This is a genomic window from Hungatella sp. L36, assembly GCF_014288035.1.
In genome coordinates this window covers 44,247-61,006 of record NZ_JACOPC010000014.1, presented here as the reverse complement: position 1 = coordinate 61,006, position 16,760 = coordinate 44,247, and the positions used below count along the sequence as shown (strand labels likewise).

Genomic DNA, 16,760 nt, shown 5'->3' with positions numbered 1-16,760 from the left:
CTGTACGTGGAAATGCTTTTCTGTGCGTTGCAATAAAGAGAGTGTCACATCAGCCGATATCGTTGGTGTGACACTCTCTTTTTTTGCCTATTTCACTCTGTCAAGCAGGGCCAGTGCGCCCTGATAGTCAGCCTGTTTCTCCAGCAGTCCCCGGAAGAGTCCGGCTGCTTTCTCCTTTTCACCCAGTCCCAGAGCTCCGAGCGCCCGCAGATAATTGCAGTACTGTGTGCTGCGCAGCTGGATATTATCCTGGAAAACCTCAATTTCAGGAAGGGATACGGCAAAAAAGTCATAGGCTGCCTCATCAAATAAATGTTTTTCTCCATAAAAGATCAGCTGATGGAATGCCTTTCTGGCGGCTTCGGGCCGTCCCAGCTCAAGATTTGCCAGACCCTGGTAGAAAATAAAGTCTGAAGGCTGATCGTTATAGTATAGTACGCTTCCCGGTTCCTGAGGACCCGAGGCGGCCAGGAGAAAATACTCAGTGGCTTTTTCTTCTTCTTTCATTTGACGGTAAGCGATTCCCATGTAATAGTGGGCTTCATTGTCAGGCACGTTGGGCAGCTTTCCCTCACCCAGGTTTTCCGGATAGGAGAGCGTCGCCGTCAAACAGGTCAGGGCATCGTGAGGGCGTCCTGCCTCCAGCTCCCGGTGAGCCAGCCGGATCAGCGCATAACGGTACTGGGCGCTTGCCTTTCCTTCTCCGCCTTCCCATGGATGGAAACGGTGGGTACAGAGCGCATCCAGGGCAGTTTCCCATTTCCCGGTGCAGTTCAGCAGGGTAATATAGCGCAGATACAAATCGTCCCGGTCATGGACCAGATCAGGGTGGGACTCCAGCCGTTCCAGCCTCTCTGTGTTAGACTGGTTCAGTCTGGCCGCCAGCTGGTCGTATTCCAACAGAAAACGAGGATAATCAGGATCAATGGCGCAGGCCGTTTTCATCTCCTTTTCAGCCCTGGCCCCATCCTGCAGCTTGTTATAGCAGGCAATGGCCAGATTCCGGTGGGCTAAGGCTAAACCGTCTTTCTGTTCTACGGCTTTCTCCCAGTGTGCGATTGCGGATTCATACTGTTTCTTATCGTATAACAGGTTTCCAAGGTAGTAGTGAGCCATGGGCGCCTCAGGCAGTAACCCGACCGCTGTTTCCAGAATACGTATTTCCTCCACACGATTGGGGAAACAGTAGTCCGGCGAGGCCGCTTCCGCCTGGGTGAAGCAGGATATGGCTTTATCCGGATCGTTCAGTCTGGTATGGATATAGCCCTGATAGTACTGACACATGGGATTGCTGTCTTTGCAGGCATTGAGAACACAGAGCGCATCCTCATAGAAGCCGGCATTTACATAGTCCAGGGAGACCTCCAGGTAATTGTGGGATTCTCCGCGCATCTTTTCTTTCCAGTAGTCAAAACGGCCGTCATATACAGCCTGTTCATAAAGACAGCTCATATAAAGCGGATCGATCTCAAGACTTTCCTTTAACAGGGCGGAGGGATCCAGTCCGAGCTTACGGAGGAGAGCCGCTTTTAAGGATCGGGCCTTCATATTATGCCAGTTTCTGAGCATGGACTTAGAGGCAAAATCCAGTGCATCCTCGTACGCCCCCTTCTCCGAGGCCAGACAGGCCAGCCAGTAAAAGGCGGAGCTTTGTGTTTCCGCACTCCAGGTGGCCTTATAGAAGGCATCGTAAGCCTCTTCCTTCTGTCCGTCGGCCATCAGGGCCAGACCCAGGTTAAACCAGCACTCTCCCGAATAGGGATTCGGATTCTTCCACGTCTGCTTTTTAATGGCAGCCCGGAAATAAGGGATGCTGTCTTTGATGCGTCCTCTCTTATAGAGCAGAAGACCGTAGCTGTTGTTCAGACGGATATCCGTGGAATCCCTTTTCAGCCCCTCCAGATAATAATCCGCAGGTTCAAAGGTGGCGTGACGGTACTGCTCCAAATGAGTCCCGGCCAGATACAGCTCTTCCGTGGACTTCATTTCCTCCGGGGATTTCATCGGTTCCGCTGGCTCTGGTATCGGCTCGGGCTGTTTCTCATAGACGGTGTATTCCACTAATACTTTATTCCCGCAGGAAACCGTCACGGTGCAGCCGCTCAGCCTGTCCGGCGCGGGGAAGGAAGCTGCGTAGCTTGTTTCCGGGCTTAAGTCTGCGGTGTTCTCATAAAGAAGGGCCCGGGGATTTTTCTGTGTAACCTGGATTTTTGCCTGTTCATATACACCGGTCGTGTAAACTTTTAGAACGGCAGTCCCATCCGTGCCTTCAGACAGGCTTACGGCTGCCTCTCTGGTGGCGTTTCCTACCCGTCCCACCCCTTTATAGGGCATGAAATACTGTACAAAAGCCTTTTCCTCGTGAGGCTTCAGCCATGTAAAATCAGGCTGATTGTCGGTGAATACGCCGGTCATCAGCTCAATATAGGGTCCGTCGGTTTCCGTTAAATTCCTGTCCCAGGTACGGCCGAAGTCGCCGTTTCCCCAGGTCCACTGTTTTTTACCCGGAGAGACATGGTGATCCGCGACGTGGAGCAGTCCCGCTTCCAGATTCTCATCGTAATTTCCGATAAAATCATAATCGGAGTGAGCGGCCATGTAGGATGTCGGAACCTTTACATTCTTATAGCGGGAGATGTCCACTCCTGCGGAATAGTCGCATTTGTAATACTCACCGGTGGCGATGGGAAATGTGGAAACAGCCCGTTTTCCATGGTCCATGACGGCATGAACATCAGGAGGAAAGACAGAAAACGTATCATCATTAACCGGAACCGCGGGATTTGCCCACCACAAAAAGGTCTGGGGAAGATCCGTATGATTATAAAGCTGGCCTTTGATTTCAATGTAGGCCTTTCCTGGATAAAGGGAGATAGCGGCCATCCCTTTTGTGCCATACATCTTGTCCGTCTCACCGACATATATGGTGCAGGAACCGTCGTCATTGGAGGTAAATGTATAATCGACTGGTGAGTAGGTGGATGGCCTGTGATGCTGGGGCCAGTTAAACTCGATTCCGCCGGAGATCCATGGTCCGGTGAGCCCGACGAGGGCGGGTTTGATCACATGATTGTAATAGACAAAATCGTACCCGTTCGTCTTATCATAGGCCCTCTGGATTCTGCCGCCCAGTTCAGGAAGCACACAGACCTTTAGATATTCGTTTTCCAGATATACAGCACGATAGGATACATCCTTTTTATCGTCCAATACTTTTTCAGTGACAGGCAGGGGATATACCTTGCCTGTGCTTCCCTGATAAGCTCTTTTTTCAATAAATAAAGGACTTTTTTCCGGAGGAGCCATCGAATAGGTAGGGATGATACAATCCTCCTCCCAGATTCTTACATGTTTTGCCATAAATGAATCCCTCTTTCTACTTTATTATACCGTTATTTTATCATGGCAAAAATAGAAATAGAAATGCCTTATCATGAATAAAGATGGACAATATTCCGCAAATATGATATTCTCGATTCATGGATAATTTTATGGGATGGAAAAGAGACGGGTTTAAGGGAGAGCGGATGTTTGTGCTTCCTACGGAATCCTTCCGGGATTATGTGGAGCATCCTCAGGTAAGAAGAATGTATCTGACCGATGTGGGATTTTTCCCCTGTGCGGCGCACCATTACCGGGAGAGAAGAGATGGAATTGAAGAATTTATCTTCATTTACTGCACGGAGGGCAGTGGTACCATTGAAGTAGCGGGCAGCAAATATGTGCTCCATGAAAATGAGGCGTTCTGTATTCCGCAGTTTACGGGACACTGTTACTATGCGTGTGAGGAAGATCCATGGAGTATATTGTGGGTGCATTTTAAGGGAGAGGACGTCCAGTATTTCCCCCTGATGGAGTATCGTGTGGTAAAACTGAATTCTCAGAATGCTACGAACCGCATGCTGTTTCTGTTTGAGCTGCTGTTCCGGGTTCTGGAGGCGAACTATACTCTGGGCAATTTCATCTATATTTCACAGGTTCTGTCCCTGATTCTGGCGGAGACCTACGACCGGGAAAAGCACAATTCGACCCAGGAACAGAACCGGCACGTGACCAATGTGATCCGGTATATGTACAGGCATTTGAATGAAAATCTTACGCTTAAGATGATCGTGGATGAATTTGAGCTGTCCAGGAGTTATCTGAATTCTATTTTTCAGAAATATACCCGCCATGCGCCTCTGGACTTCTTTATACATCTGAAGATGAAAAAGGCGTGTGCCATGCTTCGCACCACCGACATGTACATCTATGAAGTGGCTCAGAATCTGGGGTACTCAGACCAGTATTATTTTTCCCGTGTATTTAAAAATGTAGTGGGGATGTCGCCGAAGGAATATAAAAACAGCGACTATTTTCATTATAAAGAATGACGGGTCTGGAGGGAGGAATGCTGCGTGAAAGTAAACGAAAACCGGATCGCGCCGGAATCGGAATATTTTGTTTATTCTCCCAGTGCGGTGGCGCGAAATACATTTTTCTATCCAATATGCACCGGACACTTTATTTATGAACCCCATTATGAGCTGCGCAGGACCTCCTACGACAGCTATTTGCTGATGTACGTACAAAAAGGGCAGTTTATACTGGAATATGAGGGGAAAAAGCAGACGGCCGGTATGGGCAGCTTTGTCCTCCTGGACTGTTACCGCCCTCATGCCTATTACTCAGACACGGGATGGGAGAGCATCTGGTGTCATTTTGACGGGCAAATGGCCAGGGCGTATTACGATCTGACGGTGTCTTATCTGGGTAATATTTTTACGCTTGTCGATGATTATCCTGTGCTGAATAAGATGACAGCCATTTATCAGACCTTTGCAGAGGGAAGGCCCATACGTGAGGCGCTGTTGTCCAAGCAGCTGACCGACATCTGGACCGCTCTTCTCCTGGATCAGGCGGAGCGGCCCGGATCCAGGAAGGTTGGGAGAGTCTCCGTGTGGGACGGGGATTCCATTGGAATGGAAAATGTAATTTCTTATATCAATGAGCATTTTACCGGAAAAATTACGATTCAGACGCTGGCCGAACAGGCGATGCTCAGCCAGTACCACTTTATCCGCATGTTTAAGAGCTATACCAGTTTTACGCCTCACGAATACATCGTAAATATCAGAATCAGCGCGGCAAAGTATATGCTGAAGAACACCGGCCTTTCGGTTAAGGATATTGGCCTGGACGCGGGCTTTCCCAGTGAGAGCGCGTTCTGCACGGCTTTTAAGAAGAAAATGGGGATTACACCTACGGAGTACCGCAACAGCATGGCGTAGGGAATAACCGCATTTTTTTGAAACAAATTCCGCAACATTAGGAAATACTTCTGCTTTTGTTTATAGTATAGTAAAAACAGTTGCAGCAGTTACAGAAAAAGGCTTAAGTATTTCAGCAGAAGGAGCGGGACATGTATTATTCATTAGAGGGGAATTGGAAAGCGGTTTTAAGCGACGGAACAGAGGGGGATATCAGACTGCCGGGAACGTTGGATGAAAACAGGCTGGGGCATAAGGATCTGGGGCTGAATCAGTGGCATTCTGACGCAGAGAATGGCGGCGGAGGGTTTAATCCCGATGCGCCCATAGCCACGCGTTTTACCAGAAAGTATACGTATGAAGGAGAGGCGCTTTTTTCCCGCAGAATATCCTTTAAGCAGGAGGATGGGGAACGGGTCTTTCTGGAGGCGGAGCGCTCACGCTGCCTGAAATTGCTGGTGGATGGCAATGAGGTGCCTCATTTTATTCCGGCCTCCATCAATACGCCTCAGGTGTTTGAGGTGACGGGAATGCTGGGTGAGGATACAGAGCTGACCCTTGTTTCGGATAACAGCTATCCCGGACTGCCCCATGATGCCATTGTATTTTCCTCGGCGGCCACGGACGAGACACAGACAAACTGGAACGGAGTTCTGGGATACGTGAGGCTTCGCACAGAAAAAGAGGTCTTTTTATCGTCGCTGCGGGTATACCCTGTGCAGCAGACCCTTACGGTGGCAGCCGATCTGTCTGTGAGTGGGATGGGGCTGAGGGCTGGCACGGGAATGGAGGATGGATCCGGTACGGCAGACCGTTCGGGAATGGCGGACGGTTCCGGCACGGCGAACGGTGCCGGTATGGAGGAAGGCACGGGTATGCCGGAGGCGGACGGTGCATGGCATGGGACGCTGACGATTCGGTCCGAAGCTCTGGCGGAGACGTGTATTACCACTCCCGTCACGTTATCGGAAGGCATGAATGAGATCAGAATAGAGGGACTTCCCCTCGCTGAACATGTAAAACGCTGGGATGAATATGAAGGAAACTTATATGAACTGTCGGCACTTCTGACCGGAGATGTAGAAAAAAGGGTGACCTTTGGTGTGCGGGATTTCGGGGATAATGGAAAGGGAAGGCTCGCTCTGAATGGGAGAACCATTTTCCTGCGAAGCGAGGCAAACTGCGCGGAATTCCCGGAAACCGGATATACGCCTATGACGGAAAATGAATGGACGGACATTCTGAATACTTACAAGGCTTATGGAATTAACTGCGTCCGTTTCCACTCTCACTGCCCATCGGAAGCGGCGTTTGCGGCGGCTGACCGGCTCGGTATGATGATGCAGCCGGAACTGTCCCACTGGAATCCCAATGACGCCTTTGAGTCCGGGGAGAGCTTTTCCTATTACCAGCAGGAGCTTGCCCTGACGATCCTCTGGCTGGCCAATCATCCCTCCTTTGTCATGCTTACCTTTGGCAATGAGCTGTGTACCGGCGAGACGGGGCGTGAGCGGATGAGCCGTATGCTGGAGCAGGCGCGCGCTTTGGACAGCACGCGGCTGTACGCGAACGGATCCAACGTACATTATGGAAGAATTGGCTGTGATCCGGACAGCGGCTTCTATACATCCCAGTCCTATTTTGAGGCGCCTCTGCGCGGAACCTTTGCAGGAGAAGCAGAGCCGCAGAAGAAGACCGGGCGTATCCGCGGATATATTAATAATCAGTACCCCAATACCAGAACTAATTATGACGCTTCGATGGAGAAACTGCGGCAGACATTCCAAAAGCCTGTGTTCAGCTTTGAGGTGGGGCAGTTTGAGGTTCTTCCGGATTTTGAGGAGCTGACCGCTTTCCAGGGAATTTCTGATCCGGCAAATTTCCGTATAATCCAGGAAAAAGCGGACATGCTGGGGCTTTCCCCTGTGTGGAAACGGTATGTGGAGGCATCGGGGGAGCTTTCCCGCATTGGATACCGGGAGGAGATAGAAGCAGCCATGCGCACGAAAGAGCTGTCCGGGATTTCGCTCCTGGGGCTTCAGGATTTCCCGGGACAGGGGACGGCGCTTGTAGGCATGATGAATTCCCATATGCAGCCCAAGCCATATCCCTTTGCCAGACCGGAGCTGTTCCAGTCCTTCTTCAGAGACCAGCTTCCTCTGGTACAGATGGAAAAATATACATACTGCGCGGACGAAGTGCTGAAGGCGGACATTCTGGCGGCAAATTTCGGCAAAAAGGATATCTGTGAAAGACCGGCATATGAGTTAAAAGGAAGCGGAATCTCAGTAGAAGGGACTCTGCCTGAGGCTGACTGCCGGATGGGAGAGCTGAGCCATGCCGGGACATTGGAAATTCCGCTGAATATGGTTAAAAAAGCAGCCCGCCTCGATTTGACCGTAAGGATTGGAGAGATGAGCAATACATATCCGGTATGGGTTTATCCTGCCGAAAATCCAGTGTGTCCTGAATCCGTCTATGAGACAGAGCGTCTGGACAGCAGGGCGAAAGAAGTTTTGGAGGCAGGCGGGCGTGTGTACCTGACACCGCCTTCCAGAGAAGAGAATCTGCCCCACTCCATTCGGGCTCAGTTTACTACAGACTTCTGGTCTGTCGGTAATTTCGCCGCTCAGGAGGGCGGCATGGGGCAGCTCATTGATGAGAAACACCCTCTATTTGAGGAATTCCCTACGGAATTTCATACAAACTGGCAGTGGTGGCCGATGGCCGGCCAGAGGGCGGTCATTCTGCCTCAGCCGATGAAGGCGATTATCACGGAGATGGACAGCTATGCCTATATGCGTCCCATGATCCAGCTGATGGAATGCCGCTGCGGGAACGGAAAACTGATGCTTTCTTCTCTGGGACTGCAGGAGCTGCAGCAGTACCCCGAAGCGAGGGCGCTTCTGTCTGCCATTTACCGTTATATGGACTCAGAAAGATTTGATCCTGAACAGAGTATGGAGGCGGAGATCATTGAGGAACTGGTAAGATAAATATAGTACGCGGTATTTAGTGGAAAAGGGCTGTCTCCCGGATTATGGGAGATGGCCCTTTTCTGATTGTGGTGATTCGTGCAAAGAGGGGGAACACGATCGTTTATAATGCTAAAATAGTAAGAAAAATATCTTATAAATAAGCAGAATGACGAATAAATGACACTTTTAAAAAATGGAGCAGTGTAAAATAATCCATCAAAAGGAAATATACATCATTTCTGTTGTGCATAAATGATGATATACTTGTTTTATTAAAAGCAGGCAGGAGCCTTCAGGGGTTCAGCAAAAATTAAAAAAATGGTAACTGTTGACAGGCTTTACAAGCCGCTGCACTAAGCGTCCAAAGGGCACCTGAAGAGTGACAGCGGCATGTATCGCACGTAAGAGACCAGAATGCGGCCTCTAAGTGCTCGGAACGAGGAGAAGGAAAGGAGTAATTGTTATGAAGAAAAGAATGTTTGCTATTTTGCTTACAGCGGCCATGGTGATGACGTCTCTCAGCGGCTGCAAAAGCTCTGACAGTGGTGACAGTAAAAAAACGACGGCTGCGGAAGAAAGTACATTATCTGATACCAGGGGCGGAGACGGGGAGGAAGTGACTCTGACCATCTGGGACTGGGACGAAGCTCATCTGACTCATATGACGGAGTGGTATCATGAGCGCCATCCAAATGTAAATTTTGATACACTGGTAGTCTCGACAGACGATTACTTCCAGAAGCTGCAGAGCGCTCTGGCCAGCGGAAGCGGCGCCCCCGACATTATATTGAGTGAGATCGGTTACAGAGGAAAAGTGTTCGATTTAGGTATTCTGGATGACCTCTATAAAGAACCGTACAATGTAAAAGCGGATGAGATGTTTGACTTTGTTACCCAGCTGGGAGCAGGGCCAAACGGTGAACTGTACGGCGTGGAACAGCAGATCTGTCCGAGCGGTTTTGCATACCGCAGGGATCTGGCCAAGGAATATTTGGGAACGGATGATCCGGACGAAATAAGCGCCATGATTTCCGACTGGGACAAGGTATTTGAAGTTGGTGAGCAGATCAAGGAAAAGAGCGGCGGCAAGGTAACGATATTCCCTGGAATGACGATTTTTCTGAATGGTATTTTAGTGAATCAGAATGTAAGCAATTATATTGATGGAGATACGGTGGACCTTACAGGACGGTATCAATCCGTTCTGGAAACGGCAGCCCGGTTTAACCAGGCGGGACTTCTGGGAAAACAGGAGGATAATACACCGGCATACAATAACAGCTATTCATCGGGAGAGATTATGTTCTACCCCTGCGCTCCATGGAGTGTAAAGTGGGGAATTGCCAGCAACGATCCCAATGGTTCCGGTAACTGGGGACTGACCAAGGCTCCGGGAGATGGATATACATACGGCGGCACATCGGTAAGTATTTATTCAGGAAGTAAAAATAAAGAAGCTGCATGGGAGTATATCCAGGAAGTCTACTGTACAGGAGACGGTGTGAAGGAAGCATACGAGCAGTATGGCTTCATGACAGGCTTCAAGGCGCCATATGAAGATGAGAATTCCTATTTCTTCTCAGAAAAAGGACAGTATGATGATTTCTTCGGCGGCCAGAAGCTGGCTGATTACTTTATCAATACAATCGCCGTTACGACTCAGGGCCAGGTTCAGACCAAGCATGAGGCGAATGTGAAGACCGCTCTGAGAAGTGTGGCTGCCCAGATGACTGCCAATTCATCCATGACAGCGGATCAGGCTCTGGAAATACTGAAAACAGAGACCCAGACACTGATTCCGGGCGCGACCTTAAAATAGAACGATTAAGGGAAAGCTGCCGGGAATGGCAGCTTTCCTGATTATCACGGCGGCTCATGCCAGTATACTGGTAATCGTTCAAACAGGAGCAAAATGTAAAATGCACAGATTGGAGCCAATCATGAATAAAAAGAAAAAAAGTGCCCTGCATAAAGCGGGTAAATGGCCTTATCTATTTTGCCTTCCCTTTCTGTCTGCCTATTTTCTGTTTAGCATGTTTCCCATGCTGTATTCTCTGAAAATCAGCTTTTATGACTGGAATGGTTTCGGGGCAAAGACCTTTGTGGGAATAAAGAATTACCTGGATCTGTTTACCAAAGACCCTCTGTTTCTCAAATCTCTTGGAAATACGATTATTTTAATGGCGTTTTCCACTCCCATTACCGTGCTGCTTGGTTTAGGCGTTGCCTATCTGCTCTTTGATATTGGGCGGGGCAAGAGAATCTATCAAACCGTAAACTTTTTCCCGTATATTACAACGCCTGTGGCAATCGGCTTCATCTTTTCTTACTTATTCGACTGGCAGTCGGGATACGTAAATAAGCTGTTGATCTGGCTGGGGGCTTTAAACGAGCCGTTTTTCTGGCTTGGAAGTGAGATCGCTTCTAAAGTAATTATAGTGATCATGATTGTGTGGCGGTATCTGGGATACTACATGACCATTTATCTGGCGGCGATGACGTCCATTTCGTCAGAGGTATACGAGGCCGCGGCTGTAGACGGAGCCAGTAATTTTAAGATATTTACAAAGATTACCGTGCCCATGCTGCGCAATACGACCAGATTCTTAATTATCACATCCCTGATCGGCGGCCTGCAGATGTTTGAGGAACCAAAGCTTTTATTCAGCGGATGGGCTTCTCTGGGGAACGGGCAGACCGGAGGCCCTGGCCACACGGCTCTTACTACCGTATGGAAATTCTTTAATGACGCATTCAGTCAGGATTCCAGACTGGGGTACGGTTCCGCCATGGCCTACACACTGTTTGTCATAATCATGCTGTTTTCTGTGGTTGGCTTCAGACTCAGCAGGGGAAAGGATGGGAAAGGTGAATAATAAAGCAAGAAGACGTATAGGTTCCGTTGTAAAACAGCTCCTTCTGATTTTTATGACACTGATCATGTTTTTCCCGCTCTACATCGTATTTATCATGGGTACCTATTACAGTGAAGATATATTTAAGGCAATGCCGATTCTGCCGAGCAGCTATCTGCTGAATAATCTTCGCATGGTCATCTCGAAGGGGTATTTTCAGGCGTATTTAAACTCTATCATCGTTTCTGTCTGTTCAGTAGCGATCAGTGTGCTCATTTCCACGATGATTGGCTTCGCCCTTGCAAAGTATAATTTCAAAGGGAAAAAAATCATCTTTGGGTTTGTCATGGCTATTATGATGATACCCGGACAGATTTCACTGATCGGCTACATGCTGGAAATGAGAACGCTGCGGCTTTCCAGTACGCTGCTTCCGCTGATCTTCACATGGGCGGCTCATCCGCTGGGCGTGTTTCTCATGACTCAGTTTATCAGTGACGGAGTACCGGATGAACTCCTGGAATCGGGACGGCTGGACGGCTGTTCGGAGCCGGGCATCTTTTTCAGGCTCGTTGTTCCCTGTGTGAAGCCGGGGATTCTTACACTCTCCACACTGGTATTTCTATGGTCCTGGAACAATTACGTGCTGCCGGTTATCATGATTAACAAACAGGAACTCTTCACGATTCCGCTGATGGTAAATAACCTGTCCAATTCCTTCAGAAGCGACTATGGCGCCATCATGTGCGCACTGGCGCTGTCTGTTCTGCCCATGATCGTGATCTTCAGCCTCTGTTCCAAAACATTTATTAAAGGAATAGCGGCAGGCGCGGTAAAAGGGTAGTGGGAACATTATAATATAAGGAGCAAAAATTATGGCATTGGAAAGAAAAAGCTTAAAAAACTGGAAGTTCAATCTGGGAGAGGAAATGATCTGTCCGGAACAGGCGGCAGAAGTGTCGGTTCCTCATACGTGGAATGTGGAGGAAGGGACAGAGGATTACTGGGGAACCGGGTGGTATGGTTATACCTTTATCCCGGAAGAGGACTGGAAGAATAAGAGAGTACAGATACTGTTTCACGCGGTCTATCATGACGCCTGTGTCTGGCTGAACGGCGAGGAAGTGGTCTGCCACCAGAACTCCGGTTATACGCCGTTTGCGGCAGAGCTTACGGATTATCTGAAGTTCGGGGAGGAGAATCTGCTTTCGGTGAAGGCGGACAATCGTTTCTCTCCTGACATGCTTCCTTATGAAAGGAGCTTCGACTGGGCGAATGACGGAGGTCTGATCCGGCCGGTGGAACTGCTGGTTACGGGCGGAAGTTTCCTGACCAGTCCCCAGGTGACGGCCAGGCCTGTGATTACGGTAAGTGACTGCCGCCAGGACGGAGGCAGCGCCGTATTTGGCTTAAAGGCCGGAATTAATGGGAGTACGTCTGAGCAGCATACTCTGGAATGGGAGCTGTACGAGGGCTGCGATGGTGCAGAGACCCTGAAGACCGAGGGCTGCGAGGTATGCAGGGGAAGCCAGGCAGAGATTTCCGGGAGACTTCTGGATTCTATAAGATTTTGGCATTTCGACAGTCCCAGCCTCTATACGCTGAAGCTGGTGCTGAAGGCGGAGGGCGCTGTTACAGACCGGCAGTCCATTGTCTTCGGTTTCCGGGACATTCATGTGAGGGGCAGCCAGATTATACTGAATGGAGAGCCGGTCCGTCTCGCCGGTACGGAGTGGATGCCGGGCTCAGACCCCGCATGTGGAATGGCAGAACCCAAAGAAGCGCTTGAAAAAATGCTGCTCTGCCTGAAGGAATCCAACAGTATCCTCACCCGCTTTCACTGGCAGCAGGATGATTGGGTGTATGACTGGTGTGACCGGCATGGTATGCTGGTGCAGGAGGAGGTTCCCTTCTGGGGGGCGACTCCTTCCGTAGCAGGGGAGCAGCAGTGGAAAATATTTAAGGAACAGCTTCAGGAAATGGTAAGTGCTCACCGGAATCATCCCTCTGTTTTTGCGTGGGGTGTCGGAAATGAGCTGGATGGCCAGGCGGAGGAAACGATCCAGTACATCAAGGATGCAGTGGCTTATACCCACCGTATGGATCCGGACAGGCCGGCAAACTACGTCTCTAACTCGATTTTCAAAGCTCCCGCGCTGGACGGAACTGCACACGGGGATATCATGATGGTCAATGATTACATCGGAACCTGGCACGGAGATCTGGATCAGTATGGAGAATGGGACCGTATTGTTGCTGCCAATCCGGATAAACCGGTCATACCGTCTGAATTTGGCCTGTGCGAACCAGCCTTTTCGGGGGGAGACAAACGAAGAGAAGAGATTTTCCTGGAAAAATTAAAGTGCTATAGGAGCTATCCGAGTATTGCAGGAACCATTTATTTCTGCCTGAATGACTACCGGACCCAGATGGGGGAAGACGGTGAAGGAAAATGGAAGAAGCGGGTTCATGGTTCCGCCGGGCTTAAGGGAGAGCCGAAGCCTTCCTATTACGCGGTGCAAAGAGAGTATGCTCCGGTAGAGGTATCCGTCCAGGAGGGTGAGATTACTCTGATATGCCGGGATACTCTTCCCTGCTATGAGGTAAAAGGATACCGGATGAGAATCGGGACACAGATGCTTGATATTCCGGATCTGAAGCCGGGAGACCGGTGGTGTGTGCCTTTGAAAGGGATCGGGGCAGAAGAAAGAATTGAAATATTCCGGCCAAATGGCGAACGGGTTAAGTAAGGGGAAATGGAGAAAGAGGCCATCTGATGGCTTCTTTCTCCATTTCTTCTTTTGTGAACTGTACCATGGCCTCCTTATTCCAGCCAGTGGTGGCCAAAGGTGTTTAAGAGCATTTCCGCCTCCCTGGGGCCGCGGGTTCCGGGGAGATAGGGGTACAGCGGCAGATTCCGGGAGGCCGCAAGCTGTTTTAGCTGTTCAATGTAGTTCCAGCTGATCTCGATCTGATCCCACTGGGAAAACCAGGAACGCTCGCCTTTGATGCAGGCGGTGAGGAGCCGTTCGTAGGCCTCCGGTGTATTGACCTGATTTTCTAAAATACAGTTCTGACAGAAATCCATGCTGGCGGTCATTACCTCTTCTGAATCGCCCGGCCGTTTGATGTTGAACCGGAGATAGATGCCTTCCGTCGGCTGAATCTTGATCAGAAGAATATCGGGCTCTGTTTCGGGATTGGGGCGGCGGAAGATGACTGCCACCTCGGTTTCACGCAGTCCGGTCTTCTTGCCGGTGCGGATATAGAAGGGCGTCCCGTTCCAGCGGTCATTGTCGATAAAGAGACGCATACAGGCATAGGTCTCCGTACCGGATTCCGGGGATACCAGAGGTTCGCTTCGGTAACCGTCGTACTGTCCCAGGATGAGGGACTGCTCCAGATCTTCCGGCGTCACCAGCTTAAGTGCCCTTAAGACCTCCAGCTGCCGCGCGTGCATCTCCTCGCTTGTAAATGCGCCGGGCCGTTCCATTGCCAGAATGGACAGTATCTGAAACAGATGGTTCTGCACCATGTCCTTGAGGGCTCCGCTGGCATCGTAATAGCCGCCGCGGTTTTCCACCCCCACGTCCTCCAGCGCGGAGATTTCCACTGCTTCGATCATTTCCCCGTTCCAGGCATTTGCGAAGACCGGGTTGGAAAAACGGATTGTCTGTATGTTTCGTATCATTTCTTTGCCGAGATAATGGTCGATGCGGTAGATGTTTTCCGGGCCAAAGCACGATTCCAGCTGGCGGTTTAACTCTTTCGCCGAGGAAAGTGTTTCTCCGAACGGCTTTTCAATGATGATTTTTCCTTCTTTTAAATTGGAAAACGTCTTCAGACCCGCCGCAATGACGGAAAAAAAGCGGGGGGCGACGGCAAGATAGAAGATATGGGACGCCGCCTGCATTGCCTCATACGATTGTTCCAGTCCTTCATAGGCCGTCCCGTCGGAAAAATCCATCCGGTAATACTCCAGATGCCGGGCAAAGTCTGCAAAGGACTCCTCCGAATAGGGGAGGCGGGAGAATCTGCGGATCCAGTCCCGGGCCAGGGCGGTATAGGAGGCGGTATCGTAATCACGGCGGCCGATCAGAAGGATTTTGCTGCGGGCGGGCAGCTTCCTGGTCCGGCTCATGGTATACAGAGCCGGAAGCAGCTTGCGAAAGGTCAAATCGCCGGTACCGCCGAAGATGGTAATGCAGGTGTCATACTTCATGGCCGGCCCTCCATTCGTGATGGAATATGCCTTTCCTGTCAGTGCGCTCAAAGGTATGTGCGCCGAAGAAGTCGCGCTGCGCCTGAATCAAATTTGCTCCGGACGCCTTCGCGCGGAAGCTGTCTAAATACGAAACTGCGTTAAAGAATGCCGGAACAGGCAGACCAGAGGAGACGGCCAGGCCTGTGGTCTTCCTTAAATTCTCCTGGTACCGGTTGATACGGGATAAGAAGAAGTCGTCGAAGATCAGACTCTCCAGCTCCGGATCCTTTAAAAAGGCTTTGGTAATGTCGTTTAAAAACTCGGCCTGAATAATGCAGCCGGCGCGGAAGATGGAAGCGATGGTGCCGAGGTCTAAATTCCAGCCAAAACGGTGGGAGGCATCCTGCATCAGCGAGAATCCCTGGGCGTATGCGATGATTTTACCCGTATAGAGCGCCTCGCGGACCATTTCTGCAAAAGCCTGCTTGTCTTCGACGGCCGTGACGGCTGGGGAATGGATGAGGGAAGATGCTTTTTGGCGCCGCTCCAGATGGTTTGACATGACGCGGGCATTGCAGGCAGCGGTGATCATGGAGATATCGACGCCCTGTTTCAGGGATTCGATGCTGGCCCAGCGGCCCGTTCCCTTCTGTCCCGCACTGTCGAGAATATGATCGATGATATCCCCGTCAGCCATGTCGTCGGCTTCGAGGAAAATGTCGGCGGTGATTCCGATGAGATAGCTGTGCAGTTCTCCCTCGTTCCAGGTGCGGTAGATGTCCGCCAGCTCCCGGTTGGTAAAGCCGCCGGCGTACTTGAGCAGGAGGCAGGATTCGGCGATCAGCTGCATGTCGGCGTATTCGATGCCGTTATGAACCATTTTTACGTAATGTCCGGCGCCCTCAGGGCCAATATAGGCGCAGCATGGTTCATTTTTTGCCTTAGCGGCAATGGTTTCGAGGATCTGATGAACCGATTCATAGGCTTCACGGGAACCGCCGGGCATGATGGAAGGGCCGAACCGCGCGCCTTCCTCCCCTCCGGATATACCGACGCCGAGGTAGCGCAGCCCCTTTTCTTTCAGCAGCGCCGCGCGGCGGTTCGTGTCTTCAAAATAGGAATTACCGCCGTCCATGATAAAATCACCTTCATCCAGAAGCGGAATCAGCTGATCGATCACGGCATCCACGGGCGCGCCGGCCTGAATCATCAGCATGATCTTTCGGGGCCTTCGAAGGGCGGAAACCAGTTCGGGCAGACTGAAAAATGGGATCAGATTATGATGCGGATGTTCTTCCATGACCTTCTGCGTGACTTCAGGACTGCGGTTATAGCCCGCCACCAGGAAGCCGTGATCAGCCATGTTCAGGGCGAGGCTGCGCCCCATGACGGACAGGCCGATCAGGCCGATGTCCAAAAGCTCGGGAGTGGATTCTGTCTTCTTTAAATTTTCTTTCATAGATGTACGTTCCTT

Annotated in this window: 10 protein-coding genes; 7 read left to right on the top strand and 3 right to left on the bottom strand. The window is 50.5% G+C overall.

The window, feature by feature from the left end:
• Nucleotides 1-87: 87 nt before the first annotated feature.
• On the bottom strand, nt 88-3,360 hold the full coding sequence (locus H8S80_RS25665; RefSeq protein WP_117633486.1) for a tetratricopeptide repeat protein: 3,273 nt from the start codon (nt 3,358-3,360) through the stop codon (nt 88-90).
• A gap of 131 nt (nt 3,361-3,491) precedes the next feature.
• On the opposite strand from H8S80_RS25665, the gene H8S80_RS25660 reads away from it, so the two are divergent.
• The 7 genes from H8S80_RS25660 (at nt 3,492) to H8S80_RS25630 (ending at nt 13,832) form a co-directional block, all read left to right on the top strand.
• A complete protein-coding gene (locus H8S80_RS25660) occupies nt 3,492-4,373 on the top strand; it encodes an AraC family transcriptional regulator (RefSeq protein WP_243008036.1) in 882 nt (293 codons plus the stop codon).
• 24 nt (nt 4,374-4,397) lie between these two features.
• Nucleotides 4,398-5,270: an AraC family transcriptional regulator gene (locus H8S80_RS34900; protein WP_117633487.1), complete on the top strand. Its 873-nt coding sequence runs from the start codon at nt 4,398-4,400 to the stop codon at nt 5,268-5,270.
• A gap of 131 nt (nt 5,271-5,401) precedes the next feature.
• Nucleotides 5,402-8,245, top strand: a complete 2,844-nt coding sequence (locus H8S80_RS25650) for a DUF8487 domain-containing protein (protein ID WP_117633488.1) — start codon at nt 5,402-5,404, stop codon at nt 8,243-8,245.
• 445 nt (nt 8,246-8,690) lie between these two features.
• On the top strand, nt 8,691-10,046 hold the full coding sequence (locus tag H8S80_RS25645; protein WP_002605042.1) for an ABC transporter substrate-binding protein: 1,356 nt from the start codon (nt 8,691-8,693) through the stop codon (nt 10,044-10,046).
• A 121-nt stretch (nt 10,047-10,167) separates the two neighbouring features.
• Nucleotides 10,168-11,103 carry a carbohydrate ABC transporter permease gene (locus H8S80_RS25640; protein ID WP_002605041.1) on the top strand — a complete coding sequence of 312 codons (936 nt, stop codon included), beginning with the start codon at nt 10,168-10,170 and terminating at the stop codon, nt 11,101-11,103.
• Nucleotides 11,087-11,926, top strand: a complete 840-nt coding sequence (locus H8S80_RS25635; RefSeq protein WP_117633489.1) for a carbohydrate ABC transporter permease — start codon at nt 11,087-11,089, stop codon at nt 11,924-11,926. The genes H8S80_RS25640 and H8S80_RS25635 overlap by 17 nt, the downstream gene beginning before the upstream one ends.
• A gap of 31 nt (nt 11,927-11,957) precedes the next feature.
• Nucleotides 11,958-13,832, top strand: a complete 1,875-nt coding sequence (locus tag H8S80_RS25630; protein WP_117633490.1) for a glycoside hydrolase family 2 protein — start codon at nt 11,958-11,960, stop codon at nt 13,830-13,832.
• Between the two features lie 74 nt (nt 13,833-13,906).
• On the opposite strand, the gene zwf is transcribed toward H8S80_RS25630, so the two are convergent.
• Nucleotides 13,907-15,304 (bottom strand): glucose-6-phosphate dehydrogenase, encoded by a 1,398-nt coding sequence (gene zwf / locus H8S80_RS25625; protein WP_117633491.1) that lies wholly within the window; start codon nt 15,302-15,304, stop codon nt 13,907-13,909.
• Entirely contained in the window at nt 15,294-16,745 is a 1,452-nt protein-coding gene (gnd, locus tag H8S80_RS25620; RefSeq protein WP_117633492.1) for an NADP-dependent phosphogluconate dehydrogenase, read from the bottom strand. Before gnd ends, zwf begins: the two co-directional genes overlap by 11 nt.
• Nucleotides 16,746-16,760: the final 15 nt, after the last annotated feature.

Coding starts and splice junctions, on each gene's coding strand:
- H8S80_RS25665 (WP_117633486.1), bottom strand. CDS start 3,360: ATGGCAAAACATGTAAGAATCTGGGAGGAGGATTGTATCATCCCTACC.
- H8S80_RS25660 (WP_243008036.1), top strand. CDS start 3,492: ATGGGATGGAAAAGAGACGGGTTTAAGGGAGAGCGGATGTTTGTGCTT.
- H8S80_RS25650 (WP_117633488.1), top strand. CDS start 5,402: ATGTATTATTCATTAGAGGGGAATTGGAAAGCGGTTTTAAGCGACGGA.
- H8S80_RS25645 (WP_002605042.1), top strand. CDS start 8,691: ATGAAGAAAAGAATGTTTGCTATTTTGCTTACAGCGGCCATGGTGATG.
- H8S80_RS25640 (WP_002605041.1), top strand. CDS start 10,168: ATGAATAAAAAGAAAAAAAGTGCCCTGCATAAAGCGGGTAAATGGCCT.
- H8S80_RS25635 (WP_117633489.1), top strand. CDS start 11,087: ATGGGAAAGGTGAATAATAAAGCAAGAAGACGTATAGGTTCCGTTGTA.
- H8S80_RS25630 (WP_117633490.1), top strand. CDS start 11,958: ATGGCATTGGAAAGAAAAAGCTTAAAAAACTGGAAGTTCAATCTGGGA.
- zwf (WP_117633491.1), bottom strand. CDS start 15,304: ATGAAGTATGACACCTGCATTACCATCTTCGGCGGTACCGGCGATTTG.
- gnd (WP_117633492.1), bottom strand. CDS start 16,745: ATGAAAGAAAATTTAAAGAAGACAGAATCCACTCCCGAGCTTTTGGAC.